At 73.0% G+C, this 18,333-nt stretch carries 17 protein-coding genes; 3 read left to right on the top strand and 14 right to left on the bottom strand.

The features are described 5' to 3' along the window. Positions 1-18: 18 nt before the first annotated feature. The 3 genes from RIM90_RS23445 to RIM90_RS23435 form a co-directional block, all read right to left on the bottom strand. Positions 19-561, bottom strand: a complete 543-nt coding sequence (locus RIM90_RS23445; RefSeq protein ID WP_309062726.1) for a hypothetical protein — start codon at positions 559-561, stop codon at positions 19-21. Positions 562-652: 91 nt separating this feature from the next. Then, on the bottom strand, positions 653-1,915 hold the full coding sequence (locus RIM90_RS23440) for an AI-2E family transporter (protein WP_309062725.1): 1,263 nt from the start codon (positions 1,913-1,915) through the stop codon (positions 653-655). A gap of 60 nt (positions 1,916-1,975) precedes the next feature. Continuing rightward, positions 1,976-2,170: a DUF3046 domain-containing protein gene (locus RIM90_RS23435; RefSeq protein WP_309062724.1), complete on the bottom strand. Its 195-nt coding sequence runs from the start codon at positions 2,168-2,170 to the stop codon at positions 1,976-1,978. Positions 2,171-2,249: 79 nt separating this feature from the next. Between RIM90_RS23435 and RIM90_RS23430 the strand changes: the two genes are divergently transcribed. After that, on the top strand, positions 2,250-3,197 hold the full coding sequence (locus RIM90_RS23430) for a hypothetical protein (RefSeq protein ID WP_309062723.1): 948 nt from the start codon (positions 2,250-2,252) through the stop codon (positions 3,195-3,197). A 135-nt stretch (positions 3,198-3,332) separates the two neighbouring features. Here RIM90_RS23430 and RIM90_RS23425 read toward each other — a convergent pair whose 3' ends face one another. The 3 genes from RIM90_RS23425 to RIM90_RS23415 are packed head-to-tail and all read right to left on the bottom strand — an operon-like array spanning position 3,333 to position 5,253. Next, entirely contained in the window at positions 3,333-3,641 is a 309-nt protein-coding gene (locus RIM90_RS23425; protein WP_309062722.1) for an AzlD domain-containing protein, read from the bottom strand. After that, a complete protein-coding gene (locus RIM90_RS23420) occupies positions 3,638-4,357 on the bottom strand; it encodes an AzlC family ABC transporter permease (protein ID WP_309062727.1) in 720 nt (239 codons plus the stop codon). The genes RIM90_RS23425 and RIM90_RS23420 overlap by 4 nt, the downstream gene beginning before the upstream one ends. Then, a complete protein-coding gene (locus RIM90_RS23415) occupies positions 4,258-5,253 on the bottom strand; it encodes an AraC family transcriptional regulator (RefSeq protein ID WP_309062721.1) in 996 nt (331 codons plus the stop codon). Before RIM90_RS23415 ends, RIM90_RS23420 begins: the two co-directional genes overlap by 100 nt. Positions 5,254-5,379: 126 nt before the next feature. On the opposite strand from RIM90_RS23415, the gene RIM90_RS23410 reads away from it, so the two are divergent. Both RIM90_RS23410 and RIM90_RS23405 read left to right on the top strand, forming a co-directional pair. Beyond that, positions 5,380-10,305, top strand: a complete 4,926-nt coding sequence (locus tag RIM90_RS23410) for an ATP-dependent helicase (protein WP_309062720.1) — start codon at positions 5,380-5,382, stop codon at positions 10,303-10,305. Positions 10,306-10,373: 68 nt separating this feature from the next. Beyond that, entirely contained in the window at positions 10,374-11,201 is an 828-nt protein-coding gene (locus tag RIM90_RS23405; RefSeq protein WP_309062719.1) for a DNA-formamidopyrimidine glycosylase family protein, read from the top strand. Positions 11,202-11,478: 277 nt separating this feature from the next. Here RIM90_RS23405 and RIM90_RS23400 read toward each other — a convergent pair whose 3' ends face one another. From RIM90_RS23400 to RIM90_RS23365, 8 genes are all read right to left on the bottom strand, one after another. After that, a complete protein-coding gene (locus RIM90_RS23400; RefSeq protein ID WP_309062718.1) occupies positions 11,479-11,772 on the bottom strand; it encodes a hypothetical protein in 294 nt (97 codons plus the stop codon). Between the two features lie 150 nt (positions 11,773-11,922). Further along, entirely contained in the window at positions 11,923-12,393 is a 471-nt protein-coding gene (locus RIM90_RS23395) for a DNA starvation/stationary phase protection protein (RefSeq protein ID WP_309062717.1), read from the bottom strand. Between the two features lie 177 nt (positions 12,394-12,570). Continuing rightward, the gene (locus RIM90_RS23390; RefSeq protein WP_003993396.1) at positions 12,571-12,951 is read right to left on the bottom strand and encodes a helix-turn-helix domain-containing protein; all 381 of its coding nucleotides are present in this window, start codon (positions 12,949-12,951) and stop codon (positions 12,571-12,573) included. A 109-nt stretch (positions 12,952-13,060) separates the two neighbouring features. After that, the gene (locus tag RIM90_RS23385; RefSeq protein WP_309062716.1) at positions 13,061-13,606 is read right to left on the bottom strand and encodes a CinA family protein; all 546 of its coding nucleotides are present in this window, start codon (positions 13,604-13,606) and stop codon (positions 13,061-13,063) included. After that, positions 13,603-14,505: a CDP-diacylglycerol--glycerol-3-phosphate 3-phosphatidyltransferase gene (gene pgsA / locus RIM90_RS23380; protein ID WP_309062715.1), complete on the bottom strand. Its 903-nt coding sequence runs from the start codon at positions 14,503-14,505 to the stop codon at positions 13,603-13,605. The genes RIM90_RS23385 and pgsA overlap by 4 nt, the downstream gene beginning before the upstream one ends. Then, positions 14,502-15,977 carry a 30S ribosomal protein S12 methylthiotransferase RimO gene (rimO, locus tag RIM90_RS23375; protein WP_309062714.1) on the bottom strand — a complete coding sequence of 492 codons (1,476 nt, stop codon included), beginning with the start codon at positions 15,975-15,977 and terminating at the stop codon, positions 14,502-14,504. The genes pgsA and rimO overlap by 4 nt, the downstream gene beginning before the upstream one ends. 93 nt (positions 15,978-16,070) lie before the next feature. Beyond that, positions 16,071-16,904: a RodZ domain-containing protein gene (locus RIM90_RS23370; RefSeq protein ID WP_309062713.1), complete on the bottom strand. Its 834-nt coding sequence runs from the start codon at positions 16,902-16,904 to the stop codon at positions 16,071-16,073. A gap of 252 nt (positions 16,905-17,156) precedes the next feature. Beyond that, the coding region (locus RIM90_RS23365; protein WP_309062712.1) for a DNA translocase FtsK at positions 17,157-18,333 on the bottom strand (1,177 nt) is incomplete at its 5' end.

Genomic DNA, 18,333 nt, shown 5'->3' with positions numbered 1-18,333 from the left:
CCACGTCCCGAACACGCCTCAGGAGTGGTCCCGCACGGGGATCCCCGGCGCGAAGTGGGCGACCGCCGCGACCAGCCGGTCCTTGTCCAAGCGCCATCCGGTCACCGCCCGGGAGGCCACCGCGACATCGGCGGGCACCGGAACGAGGCGCCGCAGGACGGCACGGGCCTTCGGTCCGTCCCCGGGCAGCGCCGGAGCCCCCTCCCGCCGGGTGACCCCGACATAGGGCAGGGAGGTGCCGCCGGCGGCCTGGCGCCAGAGCACGAAGCCCGTGATGTCACCCCAGGGCACGTGGGCGCTGGTGGCCCCGTAACGGGCGGGGTTCCCCCCGAGGAACACACCCGTCTCGTCCACCCGGAGCGCGACCTTGCGGCTCAGCGCCGTGTACACCATGAACAGCCCGCCCGCGCCGAACAGCGGCAGGCCCAGTACTCGCGCGATCAGCGGCATGTCCGGGAGCAGCAGGACGGCGGTGAAGACGGCGGAGAGCACCACGACTCCTGCGGTCCTGCGGTCCCAGCCGTAACGTGCCTGGTAGACGGGCGAGAGAGTGTCGGCCATGGCTGGATCATGACAACGGCAGGCTCTCAGCGGAAGCCCTGGGACAGGCCGCTCGGGCTTTCCGGGAGGCCGGCACGGCACCGCCTCCCCGTCAGCCGGTCCCGGTGCCCTCGCCCCGGGCGTCCGCCGCCTCCGGCCGTCGGAACCACAGGCGCCGGGCGCGCGTGATGAGTCCCGGCCCATGGCCGGAACTGCGGTGTCCGTGCACACGGGGGTCGTCCGTGACGTCGTACCGCTTCACATACGCGCCGAGGAACGCCTGGAGGGTGGCGATCGCGGGAATGGCGATCAGCGCGCCGACGGCGCCGAGCAGTGCGGTGCCCGCGACGACCGAGCCGAAGGCGACCGCCGGGTGGATGTCGACGGTCTTGGAGGTCAGCTTGGGCTGCAGGACGTAGTTCTCGAACTGCTGGTAGATCACCACGAAGACCAGCACCCACAGCGCGTACCAGGGGTCGACCGTGAAGGCGATCAGCATGGGCAGGGCGCCCGCGAGATAGGTGCCGATGGTGGGGATGAACTGCGACACCAGGCCCACCCACACCGCGAGCACGGGTGCGTAGGGCACTTCGAGGATCTCCAGCAGTACGTAGTGCGCCAGGCCGGAGACCAGCGCCATCAGTCCGCGCGAGTACAGATAGCCGCCGGTCTTGTTCACGGCGATCTCCCACGCGCGCAGCACCTCGGCCTGGCGGGCGGGCGGCAGGACGGAGCAGACGGTGCGCCGCAGCCGCGGGCCGTCTGCGGCGAAGTAGAACGAGAACAGACCGACGGTCAGCAACTGGAAGAGACCGCCGAGGACCTGCGCGGAGACGTCCAGGACACCGGTGGCGCTGTTCTGCACGTAGGTGCGCAGCCAGTCGGAGCGCAGCAGGCCCTCCTGGATGTCCACCCGCCGCAGCTCGGTGTGGAAATGTGTGTTGACCCAGTTGATGACGGAGTCGAGGTAGTCCGGGAAGTCCTCGACGATCGTGATGATCTGTCCCGCCAGCATCGAACCGAGCAGCGTGACGAAACCCGCCGCCACGATCAGCACCGCCAGGAAGACCAGGAAGGTGCCCAGCCCCCGGCGTACTCCGCGCGCGGCCATCCAGCTCACCGCGGGCTCGACGGCGAGCGCCAGGAAGAACGCGATGAGGACGTTGATCAGCAGACCGGTGAGCTGGTGGAAGGCCCAGCTGCCCAGCTGGAACACGGCGACCAGGGCAAGGGCGAGCACCATGGCGCGCGGCAGCCAGCGCGGCATGCGGCCGTTCGGCCCGGCCACGGAGCCCACCGGAGGACCGGCGGGCGGCTGTATGCCTGGCGTGGAGGTGTGCTGGGCTGCCTGCCCGGTCTCATCAGTGGGTGCCACGGAGCAAGTCTGACCCACGTCCGCCGTCGGCCGTCCGCCCCCTGGCGATCTCTGTGACGATCAGCGCTTTTCCGGGGGGACATCCATCACCGTGCAGACCACCTGCCAGACGGCCTTGGCGTCCCAGCCGGCCGCCAGCGCCTCGTGCACGGTGCGCCCGCCGAGCTCCGACATGACATGGTCGCGCGCGAAGGTGTCGGCGTAACCCGACCCGAAGTGCTCCGCCATCCGCTCCCAGAAGACCGTCAACCGCATGGCCCCAGTATCCCGCGTGCGGGGGTGGCCCCGAGCCGGGCGGCCTCCTGGGACCGCTTTCCGCCCTACGGTCGGACCCATGGCCGATCCCGGAACTGCCCCCTCGCCCCCGACACCCCCGGCGCGCGACAGCCCGCTCGCGCGGGCGGAGCGGTTCGTCTGGCTCACCGCGCGTGTGCTCGAACAGCGCCTCTTCGCCCACCACTTCCGGGGCGGCGCTGCCGACCCGGTGGAGACGGCGCTGGACGCCTACCGCAACGAGGACGGCGGGTACGGTCACGGTCTGGAGCCCGACCTGCGCGGCCCGGTCAGCCAGCCGCTGCACACCGCCCGCGCCCTGGACGTGCTGGACGCCGTGGGGCGGTGCGACGGACGGCGCGCGGAGCAGGTGTGCCGCTACCTGACGTCCGTCTCCACGGCGGACGGCGCGCTCCCGGCGATCCGTCCCAGCCAGCGCGGCTACCCGACGGCGCCCTTCGTACCGGTCGTGGACGACCCGACCGGCCAGTTGTCGGCCACCGGGCCGGTGGTGGGCCTGCTGCACCGCAACGAGGTGTGGCACGCCTGGCTGTTCCGGGCCACGGACTTCTGCTGGCAGGCCGCCGAGTCGCTGGAGAGGTCCCATCCGTACGAGGTCCAGGCCGCCGTGGCCTTCCTGGACCGGGTCCCCGACCGCCCCCGCGCGGAGGCCGCCGCCGAGCGGCTGGGCCGCGTGGTGCGGGGGCAGCGGCTCGCGGTACTCGACCCGGACGACCTCGACGCGTACCCGGTCGCGTCCGGTTACGCCCCGGGCGAGCACCACTTCCCCCACGACTACGCGAGAACTCCGCAGTCGCTCGCGCGCGCGTGGTTCACGGACGAGGAGATGGCCCGTTCCCTCGACTTCCTCGCGGCCGAGCAGCAGGAGGACGGCGGCTGGCCCGTCCGGTGGCGCCGGTGGGCACCGGCTCCCGTGCTGGAGGCCCGCCCCGTGGTGACGATCGAGGCCCTGCGCACGCTGGGGGCGTACGGCCGCCCCATCGGCTGATCACGAGGCCGGCCGACCCGGCGGCGGGCATGCGGCCCGCACGCCCCGAGGGCCGCGAGGCACCGGCCGGCCCGCGTCCGGGCCCGGACGCGCCCCTCACGCGGCACCACCGGGAGAGGCCGGTCCGCAGCCGCCTCATCCGCCCAGAGCGCGTACTCCCGCCGTGACGATCACGGCCGCCCCGACGACGATCAGGAACGGGGCGCGCAGCACCAGCGCCACGGCGGCGGCCGCCACCCCCGCCGCCCGCGCGTCCAGCACCAGCGCCTGGCCGTCGGCGAAGGTCTGCTGGGCCGTCAGGGCGGCGAGCAGGGCGACCGGCAGCAGCGCGGCGAGCCGTCTGACGAGAGGCCGCTCGATGACTCCGGCGGGCACCATCAGCCCGGCCAGTTTGACGGCGTAGCAGCCGAGGACGGTCACACCGATCGCGATCCAGATGTTCAACGGTTCCCCTCCGGTGCGTCACCGCGTGGTGTGCTCCTCCGGCGGCCCTGCGCCCACAGGACGGCCGGTGCCGCGAGGGCGGCCACCAGGACCGGCACGCCGGCGGGCAGAACGGGCAGCAGACCGAGCCCCAGGAGGACGGCGAGCCCGGCGACGGCCCGCTCGGTACCGGTCCGCAGCATCGGCGCGAGCAGCGCCAGGAAGACCGCGGGACCGGCCGCGTCCAGGCCCCACGCGCCGGTGTCCCCGATGGCCTCGGCGCCCAGCGCGCCGAGCAGCGTCGTGAGGTTCCACAGGAGGTACAGGCTGAGTCCGGTCACGACGAACCCGATGCGCGCGCTGCGCCGGTCGGGCTGGGCGAGCGAGACGGCGGCCGTCTCGTCGATGACCCACTGGGCGGCGAACGGCCGCACCGCGCGCGGGAGGGCCAGCAACTGCGACAGACGCAGCCCGTAGAACGCATTGCGCACCCCCAGGAAGAACGCCCCCGCGGCGGCCGTGACCGGGCCCCCGCCCGCCGCCAGTGCTCCCACCAGCGCGAACTGCGACGCACCGGTGAACACCAGCAGGCTGAGCGCACAGGTCTGGAGCAGGGTGAGCCCACTGCCGGCCGAGGTCACACCGAAGGCGAACCCGGAGAGTCCGACGGCGATCCCGACCCCGAGGGCGTCCCGTACGACGGCACCGTCCGGTTTTCCTCCCCCGGCGTCCCGTATGTCTGCGAGAGTTGTCTGTTCTGCTGCCACACCCCGGACGGTACGAGCGGGCCGCACCGCGCGTCTTGTACGTTCTTGCGCTCGCGCTGGTACGCGCCCGGGGGCACGCCGACGATCCGCGCGAAGTGCCGGTTCAGGTGCGGCTGGTCGGTGAACCCGACCGCGACGGCCGCCTCCGACGGCGCCGTACCCGCGTCCAGCAGCCGCCGTGCCCGCCGTACCCGCGCGTCGGTGAGCCAGGTGTGCGGTGGCATCCCGTAGGTGTCCCGGAAGGCACGCAGCAGGGCGAACGGGCCGGTGCCCAGCTCACCGGCCAGCTGCTCCAGCGTCGGCGGTGCGGCCATCCGCTCCTCCAGCAGGGCACGCGCGCGTGCCGCGATCCGGGCGCCCGCCGTCCGCACCTCCCGGCGCGGCAGCGACCCGCCGTTCAGCCGCAGCAGCCGGGTCACGGCGACCCGGAGCAGGGTGTCGGCGGCGAGCGCGTTGCCCTCGTCGGTGGCCCGCAGCACCTGGTGCACGAGGTGGACGGAGTACGGATCGTCGAGCACCGGCGACACGAAACCCGGCGTGCCGCGCAGCGTGGTGGTCTCGGCGGCGATCGCGGCCACCACCTCCGGCGACGGGTACACCGCCCCGTACCGCCACCCTTCGGGAACGCCGGCCCGCCCGGTGTGCGGGGTGTCCGGGTTCACCAGCGCGAGGGCCCCGGCGCCCGCGTACCGGTCGCCCCCGCCGTGGTGGAAGACCTCCACCCCGTCGGCGATGGCGGCGATCACGAAGTGCTCGTGGGTGTGCCGCACGAACGTCTTCCGTATGTACCGGGCGCGCAGCAGATCGACACCGGGCAGTTCGGCGTACCGCCAGTGCCGCGCGCGCTCCCTGCCCGATTCCGCCATACGGCCATTGTCACGCGTCCGCCAACGGCCGTTCTCACGCGGCCCCGGCCTTTCGGGGCGAAGGGCCGGGGCGCCCCCGACCGCCGGCGCGGCCCCGTTGTCAGTGCCCGGGTGCACGATGGACGCATGGTCAGCGATCCGCACCGCGCCCTGGACGGCTTCTCCCCCGCGACCCGCGGCTGGTTCACGGGGGCGTTCTCCGCGCCCACCGCCGCCCAGGCCGGCGCGTGGCAGGCCATCCGGGAGGGCTCGGACGTGCTGGTGGTCGCCCCCACCGGTTCCGGGAAGACCCTGGCCGCCTTCCTCGCGGCCCTGGACCAGCTGGCCTCCACGCCCCCGCCCGCCGACCCGAGGAAGCGCTGCCGCGTTCTGTACGTCTCCCCCCTGAAGGCCCTGGCCGTCGACGTCGAGCGCAACCTCCGCAGCCCGCTGACCGGCATCCGGCAGGAGTCCGTACGCCTGGGCCTGCCCGAGCCCGAGGTGAAGGTCGGGATCCGTTCCGGCGACACCCCGCCCGCCGAGCGCCGCGCCCTGTCCACCCGCCCGCCGGACATCCTGATCACCACCCCCGAGTCCCTGTTCCTGATGCTGACGTCGGCCACGCGCGACGCGCTGACGGGCATCGAGACGGTGATTCTGGACGAGGTGCACGCGGTCGCCGGCACCAAGCGCGGAGCACACCTCGCGCTGTCGCTCGAGCGGCTGGACGAACTGCTGCCCGAGCCGGCCCGCCGCATCGGCCTCTCGGCGACCGTCCGCCCGGTCGACGAGGTCGCCCGCTTCCTCTCCCCCCGCCGCAAGGTGGAGATCGTCCAGCCGGAGTCGGGCAAGGAGTTCGATCTCTCCGTCGTGGTGCCGGTCGAGGACCTGGGCGAACTGGGTGGTTCTCCGGTCGCCGACGGCTCGGAGGGCGCCGAACGCCCGTCGATCTGGCCGCACGTCGAGGAGCGGATCGCCGACCTGGTCCAGTCCCATCGCTCGACGATCGTGTTCGCGAACTCGCGACGCCTCGCCGAGCGCCTGTGCAACCGGCTCAACGAGATCGCCCACGAGCGGGCCACCGGGGAGCCCCTGGACGAGCACCACTCCCCCGCCGAGCTCATGGGCGGCTCCGGAGCCGCCCAGGGCGCACCCGCGGTCATCGCCCGCGCCCACCACGGTTCGGTGTCCAAGGAGCAGCGCGCCCTGGTCGAGGAGGACCTCAAGGCGGGCCGGCTGCCCGCGGTGGTCGCCACCTCCAGCCTGGAGCTGGGCATCGACATGGGCGCCGTCGACCTGGTGGTCCAGGTCGAGTCGCCGCCGTCCGTCGCCTCCGGACTCCAGCGCGTCGGCCGCGCGGGGCACCAGGTGGGCGCGGTCTCCACGGGCGTGGTGTTCCCGAAGTACCGGGGCGACCTCGTGCAGGCGGCCGTGGTCACCGAGCGGATGCGCACGGGCGCCATCGAGTCCCTGCGCGTCCCCGCGAACCCCCTGGACGTCCTGGCCCAGCAGCTCGTCGCCATGACGGCCATGGACCCGTGGCAGTTCGACGACCTGCTCGCCATGGTCCGCCGGGCGGCCCCCTTCGCCTCGCTGCCCGAGTCCGCCTTCACGGGCGTCCTGGACATGCTCGCCGGCCGCTACCCGTCCGACGCCTTCGCGGAGCTGCGTCCGCGCGTGGTGTGGGACCGGGTCACGGGCGAGATCACCGGCCGTCCGGGGGCCCAGCGCCTCGCCGTCACCTCCGGGGGCACGATCCCCGACCGGGGTCTGTTCGGGGTGTTCCTCGCGGGCGCCGATCCCAAGAAGGGCGGCGGGCGGGTCGGCGAACTCGACGAGGAGATGGTGTACGAGTCCCGCGTGGGCGACGTCTTCACGCTGGGCACCAGCTCCTGGCGGATCGAGGACATCACGCGCGACCGCGTCCTGGTCTCCCCGGCGCCGGGGGTGCCGGGCCGGCTGCCGTTCTGGAAGGGCGATCAGCTGGGCCGTCCGCTGGAGCTGGGCCGCGCGGTGGGCGCTTTCCTGCGCGAGGTCGGCTCGCTCTCCAAGGAGGACGCCCGTCTGCGGCTCCTCGCGGCGGGGCTGGACGCCTGGGCCGCGGACAACGTCCTGTCCTACCTCGACGAGCAGCGCGAGGCCTGCGGTCACGTCCCGGACGACCGCACGATCGTCGTGGAGCGCTTCCGCGACGAGCTCGGCGACTGGCGGGTCGTCGTGCACTCCCCGTTCGGCGCCCAGGTGCACGCCCCGTGGGCGCTCGCGCTCGGCGCCCGGCTCTCCGAGCGGTACGGCATGGACGCCCAGGTGATGCACGCCGACGACGGCATCGTGCTGCGCCTGCCGGACGCCGACCTGATGGGCCTGGACCTGCTGGACCAGGAGCCGATGAAGGCCGGCACCGAGTACGACGCGGACCGGGCCCCCGTGGGTGCGGCCGACGTCGTCTTCGACAAGGGCGAGGTCGACCGGGTCGTCACCGACCAGGTGGGCGGCTCGGCGCTGTTCGCGTCCCGCTTCCGTGAATGCGCCGCCCGCGCGCTGTTGCTGCCGCGCCGCAATCCCGGCAGGCGCACCCCGCTGTGGCAGCAGCGTCAGCGCGCCTCCCAGCTGCTCCAGGTGGCGGGCGAGTTCGGCTCGTTCCCGATCGTCCTGGAGGCGGTCCGCGAATGTCTCCAGGACGTCTTCGACGTTCCCGGACTCGTCGAGCTGATGGGCGACCTGGAGTCCCGCAGGGTACGGCTCGTCGAGGTCACCACCCCCGAGCCGTCTCCCTTCGCCCGCTCCCTCCTCTTCGGATACGTCGCGCAGTTCCTGTACGAGGGCGACTCCCCGCTCGCCGAGCGCCGTGCCGCCGCCCTGTCCCTGGACTCGCGGCTGCTGGCCGAGCTGCTCGGCCAGGCGGAGCTGCGGGAACTGCTCGACGCGGAGGTGCTGACCGAGCTGGAGCGGGAGCTGCAGTGGCTCACCGAGGACCGGCGCGTCAAGGACGTGGAGGGCGTGGCCGACCTGCTGCGGCTGCTCGGACCGCTCACCGAGGCCGAGCTGGCCGAGCGGGGCGCCGAGCCGCAGTGGGCGCGGGAGCTGGCCTCCGCGCGGCGTGCCATCCGGGTGCGGGTCGCCGGCGCCGACCACTGGGCGGCGATCGAGGACGCCGGGCGGCTGCGCGACGCGCTGGGCACGGCGCTGCCGGTCGGCGTGCCGGAGGCGTTCACCGAGCCGGTCAAGGACCCGCTCGGCGACCTCCTCGCGCGCTACGCGCGCACCCACGGCCCGTTCACGTCGGCCACGGCGGCGGCCCGTTTCGGACTGGGCGTGGCGGTCACCGAGGGCGCCCTCCAGCGGCTCGCGGCGGCGGGCAGGATCGTCCAGGGCGAGTTCCACCCGGCCGGGATCGGACAGGAGTGGTGCGACGCGGCCGTGCTGCGCCGGTTGCGCCGCCGTTCCCTGGCCGCCCTGCGGCACGAACTGGAACCGGTCCCGCCGGCCGCGCTCGCCCAGTTCCTCCCCCAGTGGCAGCACATCGGCAAGGGGCACGCGCTGCGCGGCGTCGACGGCCTGGTACGGGCCATCGAGCAGTTGCAGGGCGCGTCCGTACCCGCGTCCGCCCTGGAGAAGCTGGTCCTGCCGTCCCGGGTGGTGGACTACGCCCCCGCGATGCTGGACGAGCTCACCGCCGCCGGTGAGGTGGTGTGGGCCGGCGCCGGTTCGCTACCGGGAAAGGACGGCTGGATCTCCCTGTACCTGGCGGACGCGGCTCCACTGCTCCTGCCACCCCCGCACCCCCTGGAGCTGACCGCCCTCCACCAGTCCGTGCTGGACGCCCTGTCCGGCGGCTACGGCCTGTTCTTCCGGCAGATCGCCGACCAGGTCCGTGCCACCACCCATCCCGAGGCCACCGATCCGCAACTGTCCGACGTCCTCTGGGACCTCGCCTGGTCCGGGCGGCTGACCAACGACACGCTCGCCCCCATGCGCTCCCTGCTGGGCTCGGGCCGCACCGCGGGCGCCACGGCCCACCGCGCGAAACGCTCGGTCCCGCGCGGGCGCTACGGCTCGCTCACGGCGGCCGCCCGCACCGCCTCCCGCACCGGCCCGCCGACCGTCGCCGGTCGTTGGTCCCTGCTCCCGGACCGGGAGGCCGATCCCACGGTCCGCGCCCACGCGCTGGCCCGCACCCTGCTCGACCGGCACGGTGTGGTCACCCGGGGCGCCGTTTCCGCGGAGGGCGTCGAGGGCGGCTTCTCGGCGACGTACCGGATCCTGTCCGCCTTCGAGGAGACGGGTCAGGCCCGTCGCGGCTATGTGGTGGAGGGTCTGGGCGCCGCACAGTTCGCGATGGACGGTGCGGTGGACCGCCTCCGCGCGGTGGCGGGCGCCCGTGAGCGGGGCGAGGCCCTGCCCCTCCCCGGTGCCGCCGACGGCGGGACCCCCGGTCCGTTCGCCGGCGACTCGGACCCGTTCGTCACCCACGGCTTCGCCTCCCGCGCCGACGGCACCCATGAGGCCGCCTCCGGCCATGACGGCTTCCCCGGAACCGACGACGCGCCGTACCCGAGGCCCTCGCCGGGTGACTACGTCTCCCCCCGCGACATGGCCCCGCAGCCGCCCCCGCCCTGGCAGAACGGCGGACGTCCGCCGTACGGCCCCTCCGCGGGACGTCGGACCGGCCGGGCCTCCTCCGCGCGGGCCGCCGTCCTCGCCGCCGCCGACCCGGCCAACGCGTACGGTGCCGCCCTGGCCTGGCCCGAGCCACCGGCCGGCGCGGGACACAAGCCGGGCCGCAAGGCGGGCTCCCTGGTGGTGCTCGTCGACGGCGAGCTGACGCTCTACATGGAACGCGGCGGAAAGACGCTGCTGGCCTGGCCCGCCGACCCCGAGGGCGAACCCGCCGACGACCCCCGTCTCCCGGCGGCGGCCGAGGCCCTCGCAGCAGCGGCCCGCGCGGGTTCCCTCGGCACGGTCACGGTGGAGCGCGTCAACGGCGCCTCCGCGCTGACGTCCCCGCTCGGTGCCCTCCTGGAGAGCACGGGCTTCGTCGCCACACCGCGCGGTCTGCGCCTGCGCGCCTGACCCGCCCCGGCGCACCGGCCCCGGCCGCCCCGAGCACCGCGGCCGGCCCGACGTGCCACCCTTGACGCATGCCCGAAGGAGACACGGTCTGGCAGGCCGCACGCCGGCTGCACGTTGCCCTCGCGGGCAAGGTGCTGACCCGCAGCGACCTCCGGGTGCCCAGGTACGCCACGGCCGACCTCACCGGCCGGACCGTCCTGGACGTCACCCCGCGCGGCAAGCACCTGCTCGCGCGCATCGAGGGCGGCCTGACCCTGCACTCGCACCTGCGGATGGACGGATCCTGGAAGGTGTACGCGAACGGGCAGCGCTGGAACGGCGGTCCCGCCCACCAGATCCGCGCGATCCTCGGCAACGCCGACCGCACGGCCGTCGGCTACCGGCTTCCCGTCCTGGAGCTCCTGCGCACCTCCGACGAGGACCGCGCGGTCGGTCATCTCGGCCCCGATCTCCTGGGACCGGACTGGGACCCGGACCGGGCGCTGGCCAACCTCCTGAAGGATCCGGCCCGCCCCCTCGGCGAGGCCCTGCTGGACCAGCGCAACCTCGCCGGCATCGGCAACGTGTTCAAGAGCGAGCTCTGCTTCCTGCTCGGCGTCACCCCCTGGCTCCCCGTGGGCGAGCTGCCCGCCGAGCGCGCCGCGAAGCTGCCCGGGCTCGCCGAGAAGCTGCTGGAGTTCAACCGCGAGCGCCCGGTCCGCAGCACGACGGGCCGCCGCGGCCAGGACCTGTTCGTGTACGGCCGCGCGTCCCGCCCCTGCCTGCGCTGCCGCACCCCGATCCGCCTCGCCGACCAGGGCGACGGCTCCCGCGAGCGCCCCACCTACTGGTGCCCGACCTGTCAGCCGGGCCCGGCCCCCGCGCCGGCCCGGTCACGCCGCACCGCCTCGCCCTAGGCGGCCGGCCCCACCCCCGTCGCCGAAGCCCGGGTCCAGATCGGACCGACGGTCCCGGGCAGGTCCGCTCGTACGGTCCTCCGCCCCCCGCCCCGTGCGGCCTCACCGGCCGCGCCGTCTTCATCACCGGTCGCCGGTCGCCGGATCACGCACCGCGGCCCGAGCACCGGTGGTCCGGCGACGGGGTGGTCCGGCGACGGTGGTCCGGTCGGCGAAGCGCGAGCCGGGGGTCCCCGCTCACGCGGTCCTGCACCCGGCCTCCGGCGCCCCGGGGCCTTCACCGCCGGCCGGGTCCCCCGTCGGAACGGGGGCGCGGCGATTCCGCGGTGCCTCCCGGCGCGGAGACGGTGCCCGCGCGCCGGGCCCGCCGCCACCGTCCGGCGGCCGGCACTCCTTCAGCCCGGTCCTTGGGCATGCAGTGCACCGGCAGCAGGCTGAGCCCCCATCCGCCGGCCGCGACCGCCCCCTCCAGCGCGCCGGCGCCGGGCGCCAGCAACAGCCGCGCCACGGCCCACCACCACAGCGCCACGGCCCCCAGAACGACCCCCCGGCGCACCATCCGTCCCGTCATGGCCCCCACCTCCCCGCCCGGGTGCCACGAGGCTCCCGACCGCAGGCCGTGAGGCCGCTCGAACCCGCGCACAGAGCGCGTCGGCGGCACACCGGCGCACCGCCCTCCCCATGCGCCTCGGCGAGGGCCTCGCGGCCCTCCAGGGCCACGTCACCCGTTCTCGGCCTGGAACATCCAGTGCTGCTTCTCCAGATCCGCCGTGACCGTGATGAGGATGTCCTGGGTCACCGGGTCCGCCTCCCCGGTCGCCGCGATCCGCTCCCGCATGCGGGCGATCACCGCGCCCAGCGCCTCCACGAGTGCCCTCACCGCGGCCGTGTCGTCGACCCAGCCCTCGGGCGTCACCCCGATCCCGCTGCCGACGGCCACCGTCGCGGCGCGCCCGTCGGGCGAGACGCCCAGTGCCGCGGCGCGCTCCGCAACGGTGTCGGAGTGTGTGCGCGCGAGGGTCACGACCTCGTCGAGCTGGAGGTGCACGGAACGGAAACGCTGTCCGACCACGTTCCAGTGGATCTGCTTCGCGACGAGGGCGAGGTCCACCATGTCCACCAGGGCACCCTGCAGCGCCTCGGACACCGTCTTCAGGTTCGCGTCGGACAACGGGCTCTTCACGACGTACATCCGCACCTCCGTGGCTGTCCCCCGCCTCGTCCCTCAACGATGACCGCCGCACGCCGCACCGGCAAACGCACGCGGAGCGACCCGTGCATGCGAAAACCCCGGCGGCACCCCTCCGGTTCTCCCGGAGGGGCCCTGACCGGGGCCTCTCACATCTTCACACCGCGCGCGGAAAACGCGTCACGCGGCGACGACGTCCACCGCCTCGGCGGGCGCCTTGATGGTCACCCGTTCCGGTGGCACGCCGGTCACCGAAACGGAACCCAGCATCGGACGAACCGGCGTGGGTACGGGCTCGCTGGGGGTCGCTGCAGCAGACTGGGCCAGCTCGGCGAGGGCGAGCTCGTCGCTCACTTCCCGCATGAGCTCGGACATCCGTACGTCCAGCGCGTCGCAGATGGCGGAGAGCAGCTCGGAGGAAGCCTCCTTCTGCCCCCGCTCCACCTCGGAGAGATAGCCGAGTGAGACTCGGGCGGACGAGGAGACTTCGCGCAGAGTACGGCCCTGGCGTTGGCGCTGCCGACGCAGCACGTCACCCAGCAGGCGACGGAGCAGAATCATCGGTGGCTCCCTCCTCGGACCGCGTAGCCGCATCCTTCTCGCCCCACCGTACCGCCTCGCGCCGCGGCCGTGCGGGGAGCGATGTCGTGTTCACTCAGGGCTGCAAACATCAAAACCCCCCGTTCCGTTCCGTATCCTGTGCCCGCTCATTCCCGGTCTGTTCGCCCGCAAGCTCCTCGAGGAGCAGTGCGAGTACGCTCCGTACACTCTCCATACGAATTTCCGCGCGGTCGCCGTTCAACCGCAGGCGCTCCACTTTTCCGCCACGGGCGGAACCGGAACCCTCCTCGGAGGGACCGTCCACGGCCACGAAAACCGTCCCGACGGCCTGGCCGTCCTGCGGGTCCGGACCGGCGACACCAGTGGTCGCGACGCCCCAGTCGGCACCCAGCGCCTTGCGGACGCCGGCCGCCATCTGGGCCGCCACCTGCGGATCCACCGCTCCGCGCTGAGCCAGCAGAGTGGCGTCCACGCCGAGCAGTTGGTGCTTCAGCTCGGTGGCGTACGCCGTCACCGAGCCCCGGAAGACCTTGGAGGCCCCGGGGACCGAGGTGATCTCCGCCGCCACCAGGCCACCGGTCAGCGACTCGGCGACAGCGAGCGTCCCGCCGTTCACGGTGAGTAGTCGCACCACCTCGGTGGCCGTGGAACTCACGCTTCCGTCTCCTCCAACGCTGCCTTGCGCTCGGCGATTCCCCGCCTGCGGAGCACAATGGCCTGTTTCACATAGTCGAGTCCGGTCGCCACGGTCAGTACGACCGCCGCGGCCATCACCCACCACCGCAGTGTGGCCAGCCACCCCGTGAGCGCCAGCACGTACATGCCGACGGCCACGCCCTGGATGAGGGTCTTGAGCTTGCCCCCGCGGCTGGCCGGGATCACGCCGTAGCGAATGACCAGGAAACGCAGCAGCGTGATGCCGAGTTCCCGGCCGAGGATGACACCGGTGACCCACCAGGGAAGATCCCCCAGCGCCGAAAGACAGATCAGCGCCGCTCCCATGATCGCCTTGTCGGCGATGGGGTCGGCGATCTTCCCGAAGTCGGTGACGAGGTTGTACGTGCGCGCCAGATGACCGTCGAACAGATCGGTGATCATGGCGATGGCGAAGGCCGCCCAGGCGAGCGACCGCCACGCCGGGTCGTATCCGCCGTCGGCGAGCATCAGCGCGACGAAGGCCGGTACGAGCAGCAGCCGGAGCATGGTCAGCAGGTTGGCGATGTTCCAGACGCTGGCCTGGTTGACGGCCGCCGCCGCGATCTTCCCGCCGCGCGGCGGTTTCGCACCGCCCTCGCCGTCGGAGACTCCCCCGGATGCCGCGGCCCGGGAAACCCCGTCCCCGGGCGGATTCTCCCCGCCCGAACCGCGGCGGCCGGACAGCCCGCCCGTTCCCGGGCCACCGCCGGACGACCCCGGCCCCGGAGCCGCGCCCCGGGCCTCCCGCGCGGCCGTGCGACCGGCCGCCGCCCCCGGGACGCCCCCGGGGGCCGGGTTCGCCGCCGCCCTCCTCGCGCCGGAGGGGCCTCCTGCCGCCGATGCCGGGACACCCGTCATCTGCCCGCCTCCTCACTACACGCGAGCGAGCCCTGGAAGAGCGGCTCGGCCACCAGGTCGACACCTTCCGTACCGACCACCTTCGCCTCGACCATACGGCCGACCCTCAGACCCCCACCGCTCGTGAGCCGCACCTGGCCGTCCGTCTCGGGGGCCTGGTGCGCCGCCCGGCCGTGGACGCCCTCCTCCTCGTCCACGGACTCCACCAGCACGTGCACGGTCTCGCCGACCCGCTCCTCGGCCCGCTGCGAGACGAGTTCCTCGGCCAGCCGGGAGACGCGTGCCAGCCGCTCGGCGACGACGTCCTCGTCCAGCTTGTTGTCGTACGTCGCCGCCTCGGTGCCCTCCTCGTCGGAGTAGCCGAAGACGCCGATGGCGTCCAGCCGCGCGTGGTTCAGGAAGCGCTCCAGCTCGGCGAGGTCGGCCTCGGACTCGCCGGGGAAGCCGACGATGAAGTTGGAGCGCACACCGGCCTGCGGCGCCTTGCTCCGGATGGTGTCGAGCAGCTCCAGGAAGCGGTCGGTGTCACCGAAGCGGCGCATCGCGCGCAGCACGTCGGGCGCGGAGTGCTGGAAGGACAGGTCGAAGTACGGGGCGACCTTCGGGGTGGAGGTCAGGACGTCGATCAGGCCGGGCCGCATCTCGGCCGGCTGGAGGTAGCTGACGCGCACCCGCTCGAGGCCGTCGACCTCGGCCAGCTCCGGCAGCAGGGACTCCAGCAGACGGATGTCCCCGAGGTCCTTGCCGTAGGAGGTGTTGTTCTCGGAGACCAGCATGATCTCCTTCACGCCCTGTTCGGCCAGCCACCGCGTCTCGTTCAGCACGTCGCTGGGGCGGCGTGAGATGAAGGAGCCGCGGAAGGACGGGATGGCGCAGAAGGAGCAGCGACGGTCACAGCCCGAGGCGAGCTTCACCGAGGCGACCGGGGAGCCGTCCAGCCGGCGGCGCAGGGGCGCTCGGGGACCGGAGGCCGGGGCGAGGCCCTCCGGCAGGTCCGCCGGGCCGTGGCCGGGCAGGGCGACGGACGTGCCCGCCTCCTGCCGTTCCGCCGGGCTGATGGGCAGCAGCTTGCGCCGGTCGCGCGGGGTGTGGGAGGCGTGGATGCCGCCGCTCAGAATGGTCTGGAGCCGGTCCGAGATGTCGGTGTAGTCGTCGAAGCCGAGCACGCCGTCGGCCTCGGGAAGGGCCTCGGCGAGTTCCTTGCCGTACCGCTCGGCCATGCAGCCCACCGCCACGACGGCTTGAGTTCTCCCGTGTCCCTTGAGGTCGTTGGCCTCCAGGAGGGCGTCGACCGAGTCCTTCTTGGCGGCCTCGACGAAGCCACAGGTGTTCACGACGGCGACGTCCGCATCGGCGGCGTCCTCGACGAGCTGCCAGCCGTCCGCCTCCAAACGGCCTGCGAGCTCCTCCGAGTCCACCTCGTTACGGGCGCAGCCAAGGGTGACGAGTGCGACGGTACGGCGTTCAGGCATGGGCTCAAGACTACTTCGTCCCGCCGACGGCCCACGTCGACGGGGTTGGCCGATCTCGGCCGACCCCGTCGTCGATGTACCGCCCGGGACCGTTTATCCGGCCTGCGGGTCGCCCTTGGTGTAGGTGAGGCGCTCGACGGACCCCGGCTGGAAGTCGTCCTCGATCTTCTTGCCGTTCACGAACAGGTCGATCGCGCCGGCGTCGCCGAGCACCAGGTTGATCTTCGAACTGTCCTGGAAGGTCTTGGACTCGCCCTGCTTGAGCAGACCGTCGAACAGCAGCCGGCCGTTGTGGTCCTTGGCCGAGATCCAGCTGCGTCCGTCGGCGGCGCTCACCTGGACCGTCACCTTGTCCTGCGGCGCGGCGGCGATGGCGCTGTCCGAGGGTTCCGGCTTCGGGTCGGCGGGCTTCTTGGTCTTGGGCGTGGGCGAGGCGGACTCGGTGGGCGCGATGCCGTCGGCGACGTTCTCCTTGCCGCCGTCGTCACCGCCCTTGACCATCGTGAACCCGACGAAGCCGATCACCACGACGATCGCGGCGACCATGGCGGCGGTCCAGTTGGGTCCGCGCCGCTCCGGACGGATACGTTCCGCCTCGAAGAGGGGCGCGGCCGGGGTCGGGGCCGGGCGGCCGCCGCCGTGCTCGGCCTCGTACTGGGCGATCAGCGGGGCCGGATCGAGGTTCACGGCCTTGGCCAGGGTCCGGATGTGCCCGCGCGCGTAGACGTCTCCGCCGCAGGGCGCGAAGTCGTCCGCCTCGATGGCGTGCACGATGGCGATACGGACCCGGGTGGCGGTACTGACGTCGTCGACGGTGAGCCCGGCGGCGATGCGCGCCTGCTGCAGCGCACGGCCGACGGAGGGGCGGGCTTCCTCGGAAACGTCTTCGAACGGACGCTCGTCTTCAGGGGAGTTGCCGATGGACACGGGGGCGCCTTTCGAGCGTGTAGCCGCCTGTGCTGGAGGTTCAGTCTAGGGGGGGTGCAAAAGGGTGGGGCAACCGGGCGGTCTGACTTTGTACGCCATCGGAATGGCCCGACATCCCGATGGTGGACCTGCTGTTTGTCGCTTCCCTCAACTTGACGTACGCCGAAGGGAAACGGTTGCCCACCGGTCCCTTACGGGTGGGTCACGATCGACCGCCCGGACGCCCCGGGGCGACAACCGCGTCCTGTCCGCCTACCCTTCAGACTCCCCCCGGATCACTGCCAGCACGCCATCCAGCTCCTCAGGCTTCACAAGAACGTCACGAGCCTTCGAACCCTCGCTCGGCCCGACGATGTTCCGGGACTCCATCAGGTCCATCAGCCGGCCGGCCTTGGCGAAGCCCACGCGCAGCTTGCGCTGGAGCATGGACGTCGACCCGAACTGGGTGGAGACCACCAGCTCGGCCGCCTGGCACAGCAGGTCGAGGTCGTCACCGATGTCCTCGTCGATCTCCTTCTTCTGCTTGGTCCCGACGACCACGTCGTCCCGGAAGACGGGCGCCATCTGGTCCTTGCAGTGCCGGACGACGGCCGCGACCTCCTCCTCGGTCACGAACGCGCCCTGCATACGGGTCGGTTTGTTCGCTCCCATCGGCAGGAACAGCCCGTCGCCCTTGCCGATCAGCTTCTCGGCACCGGGCTGGTCGAGGATGACGCGCGAGTCGGCGAGCGACGAGGTGGCGAACGCGAGCCGGGAGGGCACGTTCGCCTTGATCAGGCCGGTGACGACGTCGACCGACGGCCGCTGCGTGGCGAGCACCAGGTGGATCCCGGCCGCCCGCGCGAGCTGCGTGATGCGCACGATGGCGTCCTCGACGTCGCGCGGGGCGACCATCATCAGGTCGGCCAGCTCGTCCACGATCACCAGCAGGTACGGATACGGCTGGAGCTCGCGCTCACTGCCCTCCGGCGGCTTCACCTTGCCCTCGCGCACCGCGCGGTTGAAGTCGTCGATGTGCCGGTAGCCGTAGGCGGCCAGGTCGTCGTAGCGCAGGTCCATCTCGCGCACGACCCACTGGAGCGCTTCGGCGGCCCGCTTGGGATTGGTGATGATCGGCGTGATCAGGTGCGGGATTCCCTCGTAGGCCGTGAGCTCGACGCGCTTGGGGTCGACCAGGATCATCCGGACGTCCTCCGGGGTCGCCCGCATCATGACCGAGGTGATCAGGCAGTTGATGCAGGACGACTTTCCGGAGCCGGTGGCACCGGCGACCAGCATGTGCGGCATCTTCGCCAGCGAGTGCATGACGTAGCCGCCCTCGACGTCCTTGCCGAAGGCGACCAGCATCGGGTCGTCGTCCTCGGCGGACTCCGCGAGCCGCAGCACGTCGCCGAGGTTGACCATCTCCCGGTCGGTGTTGGGGATCTCG

This window comes from Streptomyces sp., assembly GCF_031181555.1.
In the GTDB taxonomy this organism is placed as follows: domain Bacteria; phylum Actinomycetota; class Actinomycetes; order Streptomycetales; family Streptomycetaceae; genus Streptomyces; species Streptomyces fimbriatus.
Note: the sequence above shows the minus strand (reverse complement) of the source record. Positions and strands in the feature narration are given on the sequence as shown.